The sequence below is a fragment of the Streptomyces sp. SCL15-4 genome (genome assembly GCF_033366695.1).
In the GTDB taxonomy this organism is placed as follows: domain Bacteria; phylum Actinomycetota; class Actinomycetes; order Streptomycetales; family Streptomycetaceae; genus Streptomyces.
On the sequence record NZ_JAOBTQ010000001.1, the window covers coordinates 1,392,864 to 1,410,802 of the forward strand.

A 17,939-nucleotide genomic window follows, 5' to 3' on the forward strand; every position below is an offset into this window, starting at 1 on the left:
GCAATGTTGCAGACGTGGAGCGGAGCACCCGGTGACTGACTCGACCATCATCTACACCTACACAGACGAGGCCCCGGCCCTGGCGACGCATTCGTTCCTGCCGGTGATCCAGGCGTACGCCTCGCAGGCCGGTGTGCCCGTGGAGACCCGCGACATCTCGCTGGCCGGGCGCATCATCGCCGTCTTCCCGGAGTACCTGAACGAGGACCAGCGCATCCCGGACGCGCTGACCGAGCTGGGCGAGCTGGCCAAGACCCCGGCGGCCAACATCATCAAGCTGCCGAACATCTCGGCGTCCATCCCGCAGCTGAAGGCCGCCGTCGCCGAGCTCCAGGGCAAGGGCTACGCGCTGCCGGACTACCCGGACGACCCGAAGACCGACGAGGAGCGCGAGATCCGCGCCCGCTACGACAAGGTCAAGGGCTCCGCCGTCAACCCGGTGCTGCGTGAGGGCAACTCCGACCGCCGCGCGCCGGCCTCGGTGAAGAACTACGCCAAGACCCACCCGCACCGCATGGGCGCCTGGACCGCCGAGTCCAAGACCAACGTGGCGACCATGGGCGAGAACGACTTCCGCTCCACCGAGAAGTCCGTGGTGATCTCCGAGGCCGGCACCCTGCGCATCGAGCTGGCCGCCGAGGACGGCACCACCACCGTCCTGAAGGACTCCGTACCGGTCCTCCAGGGCGAGGTCGTCGACGCCTCCGTCATGCGCGTCGCCGAGCTGAACGCGTTCCTCGCCGCGCAGGTCGCCCGCGCCAAGGAGGACGGCGTCCTGTTCTCCGTGCACCTGAAGGCCACGATGATGAAGGTCTCCGACCCGATCATCTTCGGCCACGTGGTGCGCACGTTCTTCCCGAAGACGTTCGCGAAGTACGGCGAGACCCTCAAGGCGGCCGGCCTCACCCCGAACGACGGCCTCGGCGGCATCCTCAAGGGCCTGGAGAGCCTGCCCGAGGGCGCCGAGATCAAGGCCTCCTTCGACGCCGAGATCGCCGAGGGCCCGGCCCTGGCCATGGTCGACTCCGACAAGGGCATCACCAACCTGCACGTGCCCTCCGACGTCATCATCGACGCCTCCATGCCGGCGATGATCCGCACCTCGGGCCACATGTGGGGCGCCGACGGCCAGGAGCACGACGCGCTCGCCGTCATCCCGGACTCCTCCTACGCCGGTGTCTACCAGGCCGTCATCGACGACTGCCGGGCCAACGGCGCCTACGACCCGTCCACCATGGGCTCGGTGCCGAACGTCGGCCTGATGGCGCAGAAGGCCGAGGAGTACGGCTCCCACGACAAGACCTTCGAGATCCCGGCCGCCGGCACCGTCCGCCTGGTCGACCAGGCCGGCAACGTCCTGATCGAGCAGCCGGTCGCGCAGGGCGACATCTTCCGCGCCTGCCAGACCAAGGACGCCCCGATCCGCGACTGGGTCAAGCTGGCCGTCACCCGCGCCCGCGCCACCGGCGACCCGGCGGTGTTCTGGCTGGACGAGACCCGCGCCCACGACGCCAACCTGATCGCCAAGGTCGAGCAGTACCTGCCGGAGCACGACACCGAGGGCCTGGACATCCGCGTCCTGTCCCCCGTCGAGGCCACCAAGCTGTCGGTGGAGCGCATCCGCCGCGGGGAGAACACCATCTCCGTCACCGGCAACGTCCTGCGTGACTACCTGACCGACCTCTTCCCCATCCTGGAGCTGGGCACCAGCGCCAAGATGCTGTCGGTCGTCCCGCTGATGGCGGGCGGCGGCCTGTTCGAGACCGGCGCCGGCGGTTCCGCGCCGAAGCACGTCCAGCAGCTGGTCAAGGAGAACTACCTGCGCTGGGACTCCCTCGGCGAGTTCTTCGCCCTGGTGCCGTCCTTCGAGCAGTACGCGGAGGCCACCGGCAACACCCGCGCCAAGGTCCTCGCCGACACCCTGGACCGCGCCACGGCGACCTTCCTCGAGGAGGACAAGTCCCCGACCCGGCGCGTGGGCGGCATCGACAACCGCGGCAGCCACTTCTACCTGTCCCTGTACTGGGCGCAGGAGCTGGCGAAGCAGACCGACGACGCGGACCTCGCGAAGGCGTTCGCGCCGCTCGCCGAGACGCTGGCCGCGAACGAGCGGAAGATCGTGGACGAGCTGAACGCCGTCCAGGGCGAGTCGGCCGACATCGGCGGCTACTACCAGGTCGACAAGGCCAAGGCGGACGCCGTCATGCGCCCGTCGGCCACCTGGAACGAGGTCCTGGCGTCCCTGAGCTGACGCCCGCGACACCCGCGACGCCCTGAACCACCGCGCCCCGGCCGGCACCGCCCGGCCGGGGCGCGGTGGTTCGGTGCGCGGGCCGTTGTCAGTGGGGTGTGGCACCTTGATCACGGACGATGCCACCGACCACGCCCTGGAGCAGCCCGTGACCTCCTTCGACCTCCTGCCCGGTGACCCGGACTCGCCCGTGCTGCTGCACGTGCCGCACTCCGCGCGGGCGATACCCGACGACGTGCGCGCCGGGATCGTGCTGGACGACGGCGGGCTGGAGCGCGAGCTGGACCACATCACGGACGCGCACACCGCCGAGCTGGCCGAGCGGGCCGCCGCGCTCGCCGGGGTGCGGCCCTGGCGGTTCGTCAACCGGCTGTCGCGGCTGGTGGTGGACCCGGAGCGGTTCCCGGACGAGCGGGAGGAGATGGCGGCCGTCGGCATGGGCGCCGTGTACACGCGGACCACGCACCGGGCCGGGCTGCGGCCCGCGGACACCGACCCGGAGCCGCTGCTCGCCCGGTACTTCCGGCCGTACGCCCGGGCCATGACCGAGGCGGTGGCCGGCCGGCTGGCCGCGACCGGGCGCGCCGTGATCATCGACGTGCACTCGTACCCCACCGAGCCGCTCCCCTACGAACTGCACGGCGCCGGGCCGCGTCCGCCGGTGTGCCTCGGCACGGACTCCTTCCACACTCCGCCGGCGCTGGCCGAGGCCGCCCGCGGGGCGTTCGCCGACTGCGGCGACACCGGACTGGACAGCCCGTTCGCCGGGACGTACGTACCGCTGGAGTTCTACGGCACCGACGCCCGGGTCACCGCCCTGATGGTGGAGATCCGCCGCGACACCTACATGACGGAACCGGGCGGCCCGGCAGGCCCCGGCCTGAACCGCCTGGCCGCTTCCCTGGCGAGGCTCGTCAACAGCGCCTGACCACCGGACCGGTACCCACCGGCCCGGCACCACAGGGCCCTCACGACCACGGTGGCTCTGTCACGCCCGTAGCCATTGGGTCACGATCACCTCCGCGCCGGTGCGCAGGCGGAGGGCGAACGGGCCGGTGGACGGACGGTCGCCGGTGAAGCGGCCGAGGGAATCGGTGGTGAGCGGACGGACGTGGCCGGGGCCGCCGAGGAGTTCGATCCGCGCGGACTGCGGCGGCAGCAGCTGGCCGATCAGCTCGTCCCCGGTGACCTCCACGTCCACGGTCAGCTCGCCCGCGCGGAAGGTGAGCATGCGCGGCGGGTCCAGCGCGCCCCGCACCGGCAGCGCGTCCACGAGCGAGTCGAAGGCCAGCTCGGCGAGCCGGGCGTCCAGGTCGTGCAGCGCGAACGCGTCCAGGGCCGACTGGACCAGCTCGGGCGGGACCGGGTCCCACACGGCGGCGGCCTGCCGCAGCTCCTCCGCCAGCAGTTCGTCGGCCAGTTCGTCCGGCTCCCCGGGCATCTCCTCGTCGCCGTTCACAGCGCACCTCGCGCGTCCATCCGGGCCCGCAGCCGGCGCAGACAGCGCTGGCGCAGCGGACCGATGCTGCCGACCGCGATGCCGAGCGCGGCCGAGATCTCCCCGTAGCTCGGCGGCGGCGAGGCCATCAGCACCCGCAGCAACTGCCGGCAGCGCTCGCCCAGTCCGTCCAGCTCCTGCCACAGCCGGCGGACCCGCTCGGCCCGGTCCGCCGCCTCCTCCGAGTCGATCAGCGACTCCTCCGGCGTGCGCTCCTCGCTGGCCCGGTCCAGCACCCGCGGATCGTCGGTCAGGGTCAGCCGCGACAGGCCCTTGAGCACCTTCAGGCACTCGTGCCGGGCCGTACTGGCCAGCCACGCACCGGCCTTGTCGGGTTCGCGGATGCGGCCGAGGTGCTGGGCGAAGCGGAACCAGACGGTCTGGAAGACCTCGTGCCCGTCGGCGTCCGAGAGCCGGTAGGCCCGTACCACCGACCACACCAGCGGGCTCAACCCTTCCACCAGCGACTTCCAGGCCGCGGCGTCCCCGTCGACGGCGGACTGGACCAACGCGCCGACCTCTGTTCGGTCCACGGCTCCACCCCTTGTGTACGGCACGTCATCGTACGCCGCGGAGCAGAGGGTCCCGGCCCTCATACCGGCAGCGCCGGGAGCGGGGCCGGCACGGGACGCCAGGTGGGCGGAAAGAGCGCCGGGACGTACGCCCCGCGCACCTCGGCCCGGTCCGTGGCGGCCGCCAGCAGCGCGGCCCCGGCCGCCCGCGGATCGCGTTCCCCGTATCGCGTCATCCGGGCGGCGACCAGCCCCGCGACCACCGGGGTGGCGAACGAGGTGCCGCTCCACCGCGCCATCCCCTCGAACATCACCTGGTCCGGTTTGCCGCCCGTGCTCCGCAGGCCCTCGCTCAGCACGCCCGTGTGGCTCGGGTACTGGCAGGTGCACGGATACGCGTCGGAGCCGAACCGGCAGGCGTCGTAGCTGGAGTGCTGGTAGACGTACGGCACCGGGACGGTGAAGCCGGTGAGGGCGCTGGTGAGGCGCTCGCCGGGGGCGTTCACCCGTACCCAGGGGCCGTGGTTGGTGAAGCAGGCCCCGCCCTCGCCGTCCGCGCGCAGGGCGCCGACCGACAGCACGCTGCCGGCGTACTCGGGCAGGCCGGCGTAGGCGGCGGGCCAGAACGGGGTGGCGCTGCCGTTGTTGCCCGCGGCGGCCACCAGCAACGTGCGCTGCTCGCGCAGTTCCCGCATGAACGCGTCCAGTCCGATCAGGCCGTCGGGGTCCTTGCCGGGCGTGCCGGCGGACAGGCTGATGATGTCCGGCCAGCCGTCCCGGTCGACCGCCTCGAAGAGGCGCGCGCCGAACTCCGACTCCAGCACGGCACCGGCGTCGTCGAGCGTGCCGCGCACGGTGATGTCGGTGTTGGGCGCGACGGCCGCGAGGATCCCGGCGATGAACGTGCCGTGGCCGACGTACTGGCGCAGCACGCCGGCGGCGTCGGTCTCGGCCCGCTGGGCGTCGCCCGTGGTGTGGGCGAGCAGCGGACTGCGGTGGTGGTCGTGCACCAGGCCGGTGTCGACCACCAGGACACCGACCGCGGTGGCCGGGTCGTGACGTCCCGCGGCGGCGGCCGGGTTGGCGGGTTCGCCGCGCGGGACGGGCACCGGTTCGTCGCCGGGGCAGGCGTTGACCGCGATGTGCACGACGTGATTGCGGCCCGCCAGCCGGCGGCCCCGCCGGTCCTCGGCCTGCCGTACGGCGCGCAGGGCGTGCGGCACGGTGTCCTCGCCCTCCGCCGGGTGGCCGACCCGGATACGGGTGACGCCGGTGCGGCCGGTCCCCGGGCCCTCGCGGCGTACGTGGTCGGGGACGAGTCCCCGGGTCTCGGTGAAGTGGGCGCGCACGGCGTCCTCGACGAACGGGGCCTCCTCGCCGTCCCGGACGAGGACGACGCCCTTTTCGTAGAGGAGTCCCGCCGACTCGTCCGGCCCCATGGTCAGCGGGACGTCCGGCATGGCGCGCTGGATGTGCTGGAACTGCTCGTGGAAACGCTGTGGTGCCACCTGGCATCCTCCCCCGTGGACGGTGCTACGACTGTGAGAGTCGCGGGACCGCCGTCTGATACAGCAGGCCACTACCATGCGAGACGTGACGGCGGGATGCGAGTCGGTTCTCGAACTGCTGCCCATGGTGTTCGCCGACCCGGGCGAGGCCCGGGCACGGGCGGAACACGTGCTGCGCGCCGGTCCGTCGCCGCTGCACGCCAGCGTGGCCCACCAGGTGCTCGGCATCTGGCAGCGGGACTTCGGCGATCTCCGGATCGCGCTGCGGCACCTGCGGCGGGCCCGGGACCTGGCGGCGCGCGCGGAGTCGGCCGACCGGGAGGCCGATGTGCTGGCGACCCTCGGGGTCGCATTGGTGCACGCGGGGCGCACACGGCAGGGCCTCGCCGCGTTCGAGCGGGGGGTGGCCCGGGGCGGCGGGCACACCCGGGCCCGGGTGCTGTACCGGCGCGCCTACGTCTGGTGGGTGCTGGGCCGGCACCGGGAGGCGCTGGAGGACGTGCGGCGGGCGCTGCCGGTGCTGCGCCAGGCCGCCGACGACATCTGGACGGCGCGGGCGCTGACCCTGCGGGCCACCGTGCATCTGGCGCTCGGCGCGGTGGACCGGGCGGTCGCGGACTTCACGGCGGCGGAGCGGCTGTGGGACACCACCGGCCAGGAGCACGACAAGGCGGACGCGGTGGAGAGCCGGGGCCTGGCCGCCTTCCGGTCCGGGGACATCCCGGCGGCGCTGCGGCTGCTGGACGAGGCCGAGGAGCGCTACGCCAAGCTGGGCACCCCCACCTACAACCTGTCCATCCGGCGCTGCGAGGTGCTGCGGGCGGCGGGTCTCGCCCCGGAGGCGCTGGCCGAGGCGGACGCGGCGATCGCGGAACTGGACCGGATCGGCGGGCAGTCCACCCGCAAGGCCGAACTGCTGCTCGCCGCCTCCTGGGCGGCCCGTTCGGCGGGCGACGCGCACACCGCGATAGCCCGTGCCGCCGTCGCCGTACGGCTGTTCGCGGCGCAGCGCCGGACGTGGTGGGAGACGCACGCGCGGCTGGTTCTGATCGAGGCGCGGGTGGCGGCCGGGCGCCGGTCGGGCCGGATGGTCGCGGACGCGGCGGCGGTCGCCGAGAAACTGGCCGCCTTCGGCTCGCCCGCCGCGCCGGAGGCCTCGCTGCTGGCCGGCCGGATCGCGCTGGCGCTGGGCTGGACGGCGGACGCGGAGCGGCACCTGGCGGTGGCCGCGCGCAGCCGGTACGGCGGGGCCGCCGCCGGCCCGGGTGACCGGCTGGGCGGCACAGGCGCTGCGGGCGCGGGCGGGCGGGTCCCGGCGGGGCGTGCTGGAGGCGTGCCGGCGCGGCCTGGACGTGCTGGACGACCACCGGATGACGCTGGGCGCCTCGGAGCTGCGCGCCCACGCGACCGCGCAGGGCGCCGAACTGGCCGCGCTGGCCCAGGAGGTGAGCCTGGCCCAGGGCGGCCCGCGGCGGCTGCTCGCGTGGAGCGAGCGGTGGCGGGCGACCGTGCTGTCCGCGCCGCCGACCCGGCCGCCGGACGATCCGGCGCTGCTGAGCGGGCTGACGGCCTACCGGGAGATCGCGGCCCGGGCGGAGGCCGCCCGGATGGACGGCCGCCCGGTGCCGGCGCTGGAGCGCGAACAGCGGCGCCTGGAGCGGGAGATCCGCTCCCGCACCCGGCACATGTGCGGGGCCGCGGCGGGCGCCGGGTACCGCTTCGACGTGGACCGGCTGCTGGACCGGCTCGGCGACGAGCGGCTGGTGAAGCTGGTCGTGGTCGACGGCCGGGTGCACGTCCTGCTCTGCGGGCAGGGCAGGGTACGGCGCTTCACGGGCGGGTCGCTGGCCCGGGCGGTGGCCGAGGCCGGGCATGTGCAGGCCGCGTTGCGGCGGCTGGCGCATCCGGGGGCCGAGGCACGGCTGCCGCTGGTGGAGGAGGCCGGCCGGCGGCTCCAGGACCTGCTGCTGGCCGGCGCGGTGCCGCATCTCGGGTCCGGCCCGGTGGTGATCGTGCCGCCGGGCGCGCTGCACCAGGTGCCGTGGGCGCTGCTGCCCGCGCTGCGCGAGCGGGTGCTCGGCGTGTCGCCGTCGGCGGGCAGCTGGCTGCGCGCCCGGGAGACGCAGCCGCCGCCGGAGGGCCGGCCGGTGCTGGTGCGGGGCCCGGGCCTGGCGACCGGCGGTGCGGAGGTCCCCGAGCTGGCGGACCGGTACGGTACGGCGACGGTCCTGGAGGACGACGAGGCGCGGGTGCCCCGGGTGCTCGCGGAGCTGGACGGCGCGCATCTGGCGCATCTCGCCGCGCACGGCACGTTCCGCGCCGACAGCCCCCTGTTCTCCGCGCTGCGGATGGCGGACGGACCGCTGATCGTGCACGACTTCGAACGGCTGGCCCGCAGCCCGTACCGGATCATCCTCTCCAGCTGCGAGACCGCCCGCCTCGCCTCGGTCGGCGCGGACGAACTGCTCGGCGTGGTCACGGCGTTGCTGCCGCTGGGCACGGCCGGCGTGGTGGCGAGCAGCGCGCCGGTCAACGACGCGGCGGTGGTGCCGCTGATGCTGGCCCTGCACAAGGGCCTCGGCGCGGGTCTGTCCCTGGCCGAGGCGCTGCGGGACGCCCGCGCCGCGCTGCCGGGCGACGCGGTGCACCAGGCGACGGGGTGGGCGTTCGCGGCGTTCGGCGCGGCATGAGGACGGCGGCCCGGACGGCGGGTGTCCGGGGCGCGGGCGGTCCCTAGGCGGTCTCGCGCGTGTCCACCAGCCAGGGCAGCGCGGTCCGGTCGCCGGTGCCGAGCCGTGTGTAGGCGCCGTACAGGTGGTTGCCCACCGTCCGTACGGACAGCGTCAGCTTCTCGGCGATCTCCCGGTTGCTCAGCCCGGCCGCGGCCAGCGTGACGATCTGCCTCTGACGGGCGGTGAGTTCGCCGAGGACGAGTCCGGCCAGCGCGGGTGTGTTCGCGCCCTGGCAGCGGCGGGCCAGGATGAGGGCCCGGGTCCGGGCCCGCCGGGCGGCGCCCGGGTCGCGGTGCGCCCGGGCGGCCTGGGCGTGGGCCTCCGCCGCGTACAGCGTGAAGCCACGCTCCGCCAGCGCCTCGGCGGCCCGGTCCAGCGCGGGCCCGTCCCCGCGCGCGAGGGCGTCGGCGTGCCGGGCGAAGACGCTGAGGGCCGGGAGCCGGCCGGCCGCCCGCCCGGGTTCCCCGAGGCGTACGGCGTCGTAGCGGGCGTGGACGTCGTCCGGGTCGCCCGTCCCGTCCGGTCCGCCCTCGGCCAGCCGGAGTTCCCTGCGGCAGCCGTCGTCCGACGGGGCCGCCCGCAGCCCCTCCCGGGCCCAGGCCGCCGCCTCGCGCAGCTCGCCGCGCAGGCGCGCGAACCGGGCGCGGACCTCGGCGTACCGGGCGGGCAGCGGCCCGCCGTGCGCCACCAGCCACTCCCCCACCGGCGTGGGCACCGGCCGGACGTCCAGCCGCTCCATCCGCCGTACCAGCGCCCGCCGTTCGGCGTCCAGCGCCGGGCCGTACGCGGGGGCCGCCCGGCCCAGCCGCCGGGCCCGCAGCCGGCCGGCCGAGGCCCGCAGCACGGCGCCGTGCAGGGGGTGGTCGAGGGTGACCGCGCCCTGTGCGCCGACGTCGACCAGACCGTCGGCCTCCAGGCGTTCGAGGGCGTCCGGGTCCAGGTCGTCCGCCGGCAGCGGCAGGGGTTCGGCGAAGGCGAGGCGGTCCAGGATGTCGCGTTCACCGGGGCCGGACCGCTCCAGGTGGGCGGCGACCCGCTCACGGACCGCCGCCGTGACCGGCAACGGCCCCCGCCAGGCCCACTCGCCGGTACCGGCGACGCGCACCGGCCGTCCGGGCGCGGTGACCGCCGTCCCCAGGTCGGGCGCCGGCCGACCGCATGCGGCGAGAGCGGTCCGCAGGCCAGGCGAGGGCCGACCGGTTCCGGCACGCGTGGCACCCAGGCCGGCCGTCGGCGACACCGACCGGGCCGGCCCCACTCCCGAGCCGGCCCTCACCCGGTCGCTCCCGGCGCACACGGTCCCCAAGCCGGGCAGCACCCGACCGCTTCCGTCCCGCATGACCCCCAAGCCGGCCGTCATCCGGTCGGTTCCGGTGCGCGCGGCCCCCAAGTCCGCCGTCCGCCGGTCCATTCCGGCGCACGCCGCTGCCGCGCCGGGCGCCGGCGAGTCCGGTCCGCACGGCTCCGCTCCGAGGCATGCCGTCCGCCAGTCGGGTTCGGCGGATGCCGGTGCCGGGTGGCCGGGGGCGATGAGTGCGGTGACCAGGTCGCGCAGGAGGCGCAGGTCGCCCCGGCACGTCCGGTGCAGGCGGCGCACGGTGAGCGGTTCCAGGGCGGTGCCGGCGAGCAGCCGGGCGGTGTCCTCGCCCGGCAGCGGGCCGAGGGCCAGCCGGGGCAGCAGTTCACCGGTCCACAGCCGGGACACCGCGCCGGGTGCGCGCACGCCGTCCGCCGCGGCCACGATCAGCCGGGTGCGGCCGTGCACGGCCAGCTGGTGGACCAGGGCGGCGGAGGTCTCGTCCAGCAGCTGGGCGTCGTCCACGACGAGGACCCGTACGCCGGACAGCGCACGCAGTGCGCGGTGCGGCGAGAGGGTGTCGGGGAGCAGGTGCGCGAACGCCGCGAGGGGCAGGTCCCGGGCCTCGGGCGTCCCGGTCACCCGGGCGTGGTCCAGGCCCCGGACCGCCTCCGTGATCAGCCGGGTCTTGCCGTGGCCCGCCGGGCCGGTCACCACGATGCCGGGCCGCCGGCCGGCCGACGCGCCGCGCACCAGCTCCAGTTCCTCCGCCCGGCCGGTGAACGGCCAGGTCGGCTCCGGGGTCTTCGGATGCAGTTCGTCAGTGCTCACACCATGCTGAGCACGGGTACTCGGTTCTGATACAGGGCGACTTGAGTAGCCCCCGACTCAGGCGTGCCGCCGGGCCGGGCGGCATCCTGCTGGCATGACCCGACGCCTCTGCTCGCTTCCGCGGCAGCCGGTCCCGGCGTTCGCCCCGGGACTGACCGCCGAGCGGCTCGGCGCGCTGCTCGCCGGGCGGCGGATGTGGGTCGACGGCACGGTGCTGCACTACTGCTTCCTGGACGCCCGCACCGACGCCTCAATCATCCCGGTCCCCGGCACCGGCGAGCCTCGCCGGGTGCCGTGGGCGGGCGGCGCGGAGCAGCGGGAGGTGGTCCGCGGCTGCTTCCGCGAGTGGCAGGACCTCGGCATCGGCGTCACCTTCGCCGAGGTCGCCGACCGGCACGAGGCGGAGCTGCGGATCGGGTTCCAGGCCGGTGCCGGTTCCTGGTCGGCGGTGGGCCGGGACGCGCTTTCGGCGGGCCGGGGCGAGCGCACCATGAACCTCGGCTGGGACGTGACCGCACCCGGGGAGCGCGGCACGGTGCTGCACCAGGTCGGGCACGCCCTCGGCATGGTGCACGAGCACCAGAGCCCGTACGCGGGGCTGCACTGGGACGACGAGGCGGTGTACGCGGAGCTGGCCGGCCCGCCGAACTTCTGGAGCCGGGAGACGACGTACACCAATGTGCTGGGCCGGCTGGACGCCGGCGCGGCGCAGGCCCCGGTGTGGGACCCGCGGTCGGTCATGACGCTGCCGCTCGGGCCGGGGCTGGTGCTGGAGCCGGAGCAGTACCGCGGCGGACTGCGGCCGCCCGGCAGCCCGTCCCCGGCCGACAAGGAGTTCGCGCTGCGCTGGTATCCGCCCGCCGGTCCGGCGGGGCCGGCCGCGCTGGTGCCGTTCCGGTCGGCGCCGCTCGGCCTCGGGCCGGGCGGGCAGGCGGACTTCACCGTCGAGCCGCCGCAGACCCGCGCGTACACCGTGGGCACCTTCGGCGAGGCCGACACCGTGCTGGTGGTCTTCGAGGAGCGGGACGGCGAGCCGCGCTTCCTCGCGGGGCACGACGACGGCGGCACGCCGGACAACGCCGCCGTCCGGGTGCGGCTCGTGAAGGGCCGCCGCTACACCGTCCGGGTCCGCCTGTACTCCACGTGGGGGCCGGGGGAGACGGCGGTCATGTGCTGGTGACGGCACACGGACGGCCCGGCGCCACGGTCCGGCACCGGGGCAGCGGGCGCGGACGTCACCCACGGGGGTGGTGACGTCCGCGCCCGCGCCGGTGCCGCCGTTCGCGCGCCGTACCCGCTCAGGCGGCGGGGCGCAGCGGCTCCACGCCGATGACCTTGCGGTAGACGCGGGCGCCGTCGCCGTAGTCGTCGACGGCGTAGTGCCAGGTGGCCTGGTTGTCCCAGAGGACGAAGTCGCCGGGCCGCCAGCCGAAGCGGATCGTGTAGTCCGGTGAGGCGGCGTGCCGCAGGAGGTGGTCGAGCAGGGTGCGGCCCTCCTGGTCGGTGACGCCGGTGAGCCCGAGCGCGGAGGAGCTGAGGAAGAGCCCCTTGCGTCCGGTGAGGGGGTGTTCGAGGACGACGGGGTGCTCGGTGGTGGTCTCGCCGAGGGGCGTCTTCCGGCTGCCCTGCGCGTAGTTCTCGGGGTTGCCGTCATAGACCGCGCCGACGCCGGCCAGCAGGGTCTTGAAGGGCTCGGACAGGTCGTCGTAGGCGGCCTGCAGATCGGCCCACAGGGTGTGGCCGCCGAGGTCGGGCACCTCGTCGTAGGTCAGCGACTCGATGGCGAAGGCGGGCGTGCGCCACAGGCCGCCGATGTGCCAGGTGCTGGCCTTGCCGGTGTGCCGCACGTTGTAGGGGTAGACCAGCGGGTGGTCCGGGTGGCGGGTGGCGGTGGGGTGGTCGAACGGCTCGGCGAACAGCCGTACCGCCTCCACGTGCTGGTCCGGTGTCAGGTGCTGGTCGCGGAAGACCAGCACCTTGTGGTCGCGGAAGGCCCGGCGCAGTGCGCCGGCGGTGGTCTCGTCGACGGGGCGGGTCAGGTCGACGCCGGTCACCTCCGCGCCGATGCGCGGGCCGGCCCGGTGGATGACGAGGTTGGTGTCGTGATCGGTGACGGTGGTCATGCCCATCTCCTCGGTACGAAGCTCAGGTGTGCGCTGACACGAACTCGGGCGTGCGGGCGTGCGGTGGCTCAGCGGCCGGCCGGCACGGGGGCCGGTGCGGACGCGGGGCCGGGGACGGCGGGGGCCCAGGGGAACGGGGGGTCCGGGATGGTGCGGCGCAGGACCGGGGCGACCTCGGACTGGAACAGTTCCAGCGAGTCGCGGTGCCGGTCGGGCGGGAGCCCGCCCGCGTCCGCGGCCACGTGCAGCACGGTGTGCCCGAACTCCTCGTGGTAGCGGTGCACCTTGTCGACGACCTGCTCCGGGCTGCCGATCAGGGCCGAGCTGCGGGCCGCGAAGTCCTCCAGGGTCTCGAAGACCACGGGCAGGCCCGCCGCCCGCTGGTAGGCGAGGGTGGCCTCGAAGACCGGGCGGTACGCGGCCAGCGCCTCCTGCGAGGTGCGCGCGACGTACAGCCCGGCCGTGCCCGCGCCCACCGCGATGTCCGCCGGGTCGTGGCCGTAGTGCTCCCAGCGTTCGCGGTAGTACCGGATCAGTTCCGCGTACGGCTCGATGGGGTGGGTGACGTTCGCCGAGAACAGCGGGTCGCCGTAGCGCGCGGCGAGGTCCACGGACTCCTTGCTGGTGGCGCTGCCGTGCCAGACCCGCACCGGCCGCTGGTACGGCCGCGGCCACACCTCGGCGTCCTTCAGCGGCGGCCGGAACCGGGTGTCGGCGCTCACCTTGTCCTCGCGCCACAGCCGCCGGAACACCTCGTAGCTCTCGGCGTTGCGGGCCCACTGGTCCTCGGGGGTGACCTGGAACAGCTCGCGCTGCGCGGAGCCGTTGCCCTTGCCGATGATCAGGTCCAGCCGGCCGTCGCAGAGGTGGTCCAGGGTCGCGTAGTCCTCGTACGCGCGGACCGGGTCGAGCAGGCTGAGGGTGGTGACGGCGGTGAACAGCCGGATGCGGCGGGTGAGCGCGGCGACGTGGCCGAGCACCACCGTCGGCGCGGAGGAGAGGAACGGCCGTTCGTGCCGCTCTCCCACGGCGAACCCGTCGAAGCCCAGCTCCTCCGCGACGATCGCGTCCTCCAGCACCTCGCGGAACCGCTCGTGCGTCGGTTTGAGCACGCCGGTGGCGGGGTCCGGCCGGTGCACGATCAGTGTGACGGCGAGGAACCTCACGACGCGGCCCGCTCGGCCGGGGCGCCGGTGCGGCGGGCGGCGTCGGGGTGGGCGAGGCCCAGGTGGTCGCGCAGGGTGGTGCCCTCGTAGTCGGCGCGGAAGACGCCCTGTTCCTGGAGCAGCGGGACGACCTTGTCGGCGAACGGGTCGAGCCCGCCGGGGGTGATGTGCGGGACGAGGATGAAGCCGTCGGAGGCGTCGGCCTGGACGAACTCGTTGATGGTCCGCGCGACGGTGGCGGGCGAGCCGATGAAGGTCTGCCGGTTGCCGGTGTTGATGACGAGGTCGCGGATGGACCACTTGTTGGCCTCGGCGAGCTGCCGCCATTCGCGGGCGATGGCGATCGGGTCGCGGTACATCCGCACCTGGGCGCGGCCCCGGGAGATGTGCTCCTCGGCGACCACCGGGTCGACGTCGGGCAGCGGGCCCTCCGGGTCGTACGCCGACAGGTCCCGGTTCCACACGAATTCCAGGTGCTTGATCGCGGTCGCGCCGCTGACCTGCTGCCGGCGGACCTCGCGGGCGAGTTCGGCGGCCTCCTCGTCGGTGTCGCCGAGGACGAAGGTCGCGGCCGGCAGGATGAGCAGGTCCTCCGGGCGGCGGCCGTACTTGGCGAGGCGGGACTTGACGTCCGTGTAGAACGCCTGGCCCTCCTTCAGCGTGGCGTACCGGCTGAAGATCGCGTCGGCGTCGGCGGCGGCGAACTCGCGGCCCTCGTCGGAGTCGCCGGCCTGGAAGATGACGGGGCGGCCCTGCGGGGAGCGCGGGACGTTGAAGCGGCCCTGGATGTCGAAGTGCTGCCCTTGGTGCCGGAACGCGCCGGCCCGGGCGTCCCGCAGGAAGGTGCCGGTGGCCTGGTCGGCGAGGATCTCGTCGCCGCGCCAGGAGTCGAACAGCTCGTGCGCGGTGGCGAGGAACTCCTTGGCGCGGGAGTAGCGCTCCTCCTGCGGCAGGAAGCCGCCGCGCCGGAAGTTCTCGCCGGTGAAGGCGTCCCAGGAGGTGACGACGTTCCACGCGGACCGGCCGCCGGAGAGGTGGTCGAGGCTGGCGAACTGGCGGGCCACCTCGTACGGCTCGTTGAACGTGGAGTTGATGGTGCCGGTCAGGCCGAGCCGGTCGGTGACGGCGGCCAGCGCGGCGAGCACGGTGAAGGTGTCGGGGCGGCCGACCACGTCCAGGTCGTATATCTTGCCGCCCTGTTCGCGCAGCCTGAGGCCCTCGGCGAGGAACAGGAAGTCGAACTTGGCGCGTTCGGCGGTCCGGGCGAAGTGCGCGAAGGAGCTGAACTCGATGTGGCTGCCGGCGGCCGGATCGCTCCAGACGGTGGTGTTGTTGACGCCCGGGAAGTGGGCGGCCAGGTGGATCTGCTTCAGCGGCTTGCTCATGGTGGGGCGGGTCCTCCCGGCTCAGGCGGCGGCTGTGGAGTAGCGGTTGGCGGGGCGGGCGAGACCGAGGAGGCCGCGCAGGGTCGTCGCCTCGTAGGCCGTGCGGAAGCGGTGGCGGCGCTGGAGTTCGGGCACCAGGTCCCGGGTGATCCGGGGCAGGTCGTGGCCGGTGACGGCGGGCCGCAGCCGGAAGCCGGTCAGTCCGCCGGCCGCCAGTTCCTCCAGCAGGTCGGCGAGTCCGGCGGCGGTACCGGCGAAGACGAGGGTGTCGCTGGTGTACGGCTCGCCGGCGAGCGTGTCGAGCCGGTCCAGCCGGGCCCGGGCCGCCTCCTGGCTGTCGTCGAGGAGGACGACGAGGTCCCCGAAGACGTGCAGGGGCTGTCCGGCGCGGCCGGCCGCCTGCTGCTCGGCGCGGATCTCGGCGACGATGGCACGGGCCTGGTCCGCGTCGCGCGGCGTGACGTAGCCGACGTCGGCCTGGCGGGCCACCAGCCGGTACGGGACGGTCTGGTGGGCGAGGGCGGTGACGAGGGGCTGGCCCTGCGGCGGACGGGGGGTGATGGAGGGGCCCTTGACGTTGAAGAAGCGGCCCTCGAAGTCGATGTAGTGCAGCTTGTCGCGGTCGATGAAGCGGCCGGTCGCCGCGTCCCGGATCTCCGCGTCGTCCTCCCAGCTGTCCCAGAGCCGGCGCACGACCTCCACGTGGTCGGCGGCCTCGTCGAACAGTTCGGCGATCGGTGCCGGCGTGTCCGCGCCGTCGCGGGAGTCGATCCGGGCGATGGTGCGCCGGCCGAAGTGGGCGGCCTCGTCGGGGCGGGCGCTGATCTTGACGCGCAGGCCCGCGCGGCCGGTGCTGACGTAGTCGAGGGTGGCGATGGCCTTGGAGATGTGGAACGGCTCGGTGTGGGTGGCCACCACGGTCGGGACCAGGCCGATGTGGCGGGTGAGCGGGGCGACGCGGGAGGCGATGAGGACCGCGTCGAGCCGGCCGCGGACCTGGTCGGTGCGCTCGTCGGCCTCCCGGCGCCGGGAGGACTGCGGGCCGAGGCCGTCCTCCAGGGTGACGAAGTCGAGCAGACCGCGTTCGGCCTCGGTGATCTGGTCGGCCCAGTAGCCGGCGGTGAACAGGTCCCGGGGGCGGGCGACCGGCTCGCGCCAGGACGCGGGATGCCAGCCGGTGCCGTCCAGGGCGACGGCGAGATGCAGGTGTGCGGGGGCAGTCGGCGACACGTCGGTGCCTTCCTTGATGTCCGTACGTGGGTGAGCGGCGCGCGGCCGGGCGCGGGCCGGGGTGCGCGGCGGGGGCCGGGCGGGCGCGCGGGAGGTGCGGCCGGGCCGGGGGCCGGGCAGGGATCAGCGGCGACAGAGCGCGGCGGACACGCGCTGGAGGTCTATGTGCGGCCGGGAGTGCAGCCGGACGGAGCGGTACGGGCGCGGCGGGCGGGCCTGGTCGGGCACTCGGGTCACGGCCGTCGCCTCCCTCCGTCGGACACGGCGGGCCGGATCGGCGTCCGCCGGGTGGATCTCGTCAAGACGGTCAACGCCCGTCCGCCGCGGGTTGTTCCCCGGCGGGGTCAGGAGTTGTCCAGCGGCAGGCCGGGCGGGTTGATCTCGGCCTTGGGCACGGCTTCGTTGGAGAGGTTGTAGGCGGCGAGCCACTTCTCGTACTGGCCGTTCTCGATCAGGTGATTGAGGGCGTCGGCGAGCGGCTTGGCGAGCCCGCTGTCCTTCTTGGCGGTGGCGGCGATCAGGCCCTGGACCGTCTCGCCGGCGCCGGAGAAGGTGCCGGCGTTGCGGGTCGGGTCCGGGGTGTGCGCGGTCTGCCGGGTGCGGTAGGCGACGGCGGGGTTGGGCCCGAGGTAGGCGTCGACCTTGCCGCTGCGCAGCGCCAGGCTGATGGCGTTCTGGTCCGGGAAGTACTTGACGGTGAGCTTCTTGCCCTCCTTGGCCAGCTTGGCCTTCCACTCCAGCAGGATCTTCTCCTGGTTGGTGCCGGCGCCCACGGTGACCGTCTTGCCGGCGAGGTTCTCGTAGTCGCCGTCGAAGTTCCAGGTGCTCTTCTTCGGCACCTCGAAGGCCAGGTCGTCCTTGCGGTAGGAGGCGAACTCGTACTTCTTCTTGCGTTCCTCGGTGACGGTGACGTTGGAGAAGGCGACGTCGTTCCTGCCGCTGTCCAGGCCGACGAAGAGGTTCTCCCAGGTGGAGTTGCGCAGTTCGGGCTTCAGGCCGAGCACCGCGGCCACCAGCCGGCCGAGGTCGGGTTCGGAGCCGGTGAGGGTCTTCTGGTCGCTGCCCACGAAGTTCAGCGGCGCGGAACCGGAGGGCAGGGCTCCGACGCCGATGACGAGCTTGCCGCTCTTGCGGACGGAGGCGGGCAGTTCGGCGCTGATGGACTTCACCTCGGAGACCTTCAGCTCGGTCGGTTCGGCGGCTCCGTTGGACAGCTGTCCCACGGTCACCGTGCCGGCCGGGCCGCTGGTGGTGGCGGCGTCGCTGTCTCCCCCGCAGGCGGCGAGGGAGCCGGCGAGGGTGAGGGTCGCGGTCACCGCGGTGAGGCCGCGTACGAGGCCGGGTCGGGAGAACTGGCTGGGCATGGCTGTCCTTGTCGTTCGGGGTGTCGAGGGGTCGTGGGGCGG

The 17,939-nt window shown here is 74.5% G+C and carries 13 protein-coding genes and 1 pseudogene; 4 read left to right on the forward strand and 10 right to left on the reverse strand.

Annotated features, from left to right (window positions below; genetic code table 11):
• Positions 1–31 precede the first annotated feature (31 nt).
• Positions 32–2,251: an NADP-dependent isocitrate dehydrogenase gene (locus tag SCK26_RS05720; protein ID WP_318200166.1), complete on the forward strand. Its 2,220-nt coding sequence runs from the start codon at positions 32–34 to the stop codon at positions 2,249–2,251.
• 136 nt (positions 2,252–2,387) lie between these two features.
• Entirely contained in the window at positions 2,388–3,179 is a 792-nt protein-coding gene (locus tag SCK26_RS05725; protein ID WP_412080834.1) for an N-formylglutamate amidohydrolase, read from the forward strand.
• 60 nt (positions 3,180–3,239) lie between these two features.
• On the opposite strand, the gene SCK26_RS05730 is transcribed toward SCK26_RS05725, so the two are convergent.
• From SCK26_RS05730 to SCK26_RS05740, 3 genes are read right to left on the reverse strand one after another with little or no spacing between them, the layout of a single operon-like run.
• The gene (locus tag SCK26_RS05730; RefSeq protein WP_412080711.1) at positions 3,240–3,710 is read right to left on the reverse strand and encodes a hypothetical protein; all 471 of its coding nucleotides are present in this window, start codon (positions 3,708–3,710) and stop codon (positions 3,240–3,242) included.
• Positions 3,707–4,345: a sigma-70 family RNA polymerase sigma factor gene (locus SCK26_RS05735; RefSeq protein ID WP_318200167.1), complete on the reverse strand. Its 639-nt coding sequence runs from the start codon at positions 4,343–4,345 to the stop codon at positions 3,707–3,709. Before SCK26_RS05735 ends, SCK26_RS05730 begins: the two co-directional genes overlap by 4 nt.
• Positions 4,342–5,769: a S8/S53 family peptidase gene (locus SCK26_RS05740; RefSeq protein ID WP_318200168.1), complete on the reverse strand. Its 1,428-nt coding sequence runs from the start codon at positions 5,767–5,769 to the stop codon at positions 4,342–4,344. The genes SCK26_RS05735 and SCK26_RS05740 overlap by 4 nt, the downstream gene beginning before the upstream one ends.
• Positions 5,770–5,893: 124 nt before the next feature.
• Here SCK26_RS05740 and SCK26_RS05745 point away from each other — a divergent pair.
• Positions 5,894–8,459: pseudogene (locus SCK26_RS05745) on the forward strand (CHAT domain-containing protein).
• Between the two features lie 43 nt (positions 8,460–8,502).
• Here SCK26_RS05745 and SCK26_RS05750 read toward each other — a convergent pair.
• Positions 8,503–10,629: a helix-turn-helix transcriptional regulator gene (locus SCK26_RS05750; protein ID WP_318200169.1), complete on the reverse strand. Its 2,127-nt coding sequence runs from the start codon at positions 10,627–10,629 to the stop codon at positions 8,503–8,505.
• A gap of 94 nt (positions 10,630–10,723) precedes the next feature.
• On the opposite strand from SCK26_RS05750, the gene SCK26_RS05755 reads away from it, so the two are divergent.
• The gene (locus SCK26_RS05755; RefSeq protein WP_318200170.1) at positions 10,724–11,809 is read left to right on the forward strand and encodes a M12 family metallopeptidase; all 1,086 of its coding nucleotides are present in this window, start codon (positions 10,724–10,726) and stop codon (positions 11,807–11,809) included.
• 118 nt (positions 11,810–11,927) lie between these two features.
• On the opposite strand, the gene SCK26_RS05760 is transcribed toward SCK26_RS05755, so the two are convergent.
• From SCK26_RS05760 to SCK26_RS05780, 6 genes are all read right to left on the reverse strand, one after another.
• A complete protein-coding gene (locus SCK26_RS05760) occupies positions 11,928–12,752 on the reverse strand; it encodes a TauD/TfdA dioxygenase family protein (protein ID WP_318200171.1) in 825 nt (274 codons plus the stop codon).
• 68 nt (positions 12,753–12,820) lie between these two features.
• Positions 12,821–13,918 (reverse strand): LLM class flavin-dependent oxidoreductase, encoded by a 1,098-nt coding sequence (locus SCK26_RS05765; protein ID WP_318200172.1) that lies wholly within the window; start codon positions 13,916–13,918, stop codon positions 12,821–12,823.
• Positions 13,915–15,303, reverse strand: a complete 1,389-nt coding sequence (locus tag SCK26_RS05770; protein WP_318200173.1) for an NtaA/DmoA family FMN-dependent monooxygenase — start codon at positions 15,301–15,303, stop codon at positions 13,915–13,917. Before SCK26_RS05770 ends, SCK26_RS05765 begins: the two co-directional genes overlap by 4 nt.
• 21 nt (positions 15,304–15,324) lie before the next feature.
• A complete protein-coding gene (locus tag SCK26_RS05775; RefSeq protein ID WP_318200174.1) occupies positions 15,325–16,533 on the reverse strand; it encodes an LLM class flavin-dependent oxidoreductase in 1,209 nt (402 codons plus the stop codon).
• 123 nt (positions 16,534–16,656) lie between these two features.
• Positions 16,657–16,962: a putative leader peptide gene (locus tag SCK26_RS37920; RefSeq protein ID WP_412080712.1), complete on the reverse strand. Its 306-nt coding sequence runs from the start codon at positions 16,960–16,962 to the stop codon at positions 16,657–16,659.
• The gene (locus SCK26_RS05780; RefSeq protein ID WP_318200175.1) at positions 16,878–17,897 is read right to left on the reverse strand and encodes an ABC transporter substrate-binding protein; all 1,020 of its coding nucleotides are present in this window, start codon (positions 17,895–17,897) and stop codon (positions 16,878–16,880) included. The genes SCK26_RS37920 and SCK26_RS05780 overlap by 85 nt, the downstream gene beginning before the upstream one ends.
• Positions 17,898–17,939: the final 42 nt, after the last annotated feature.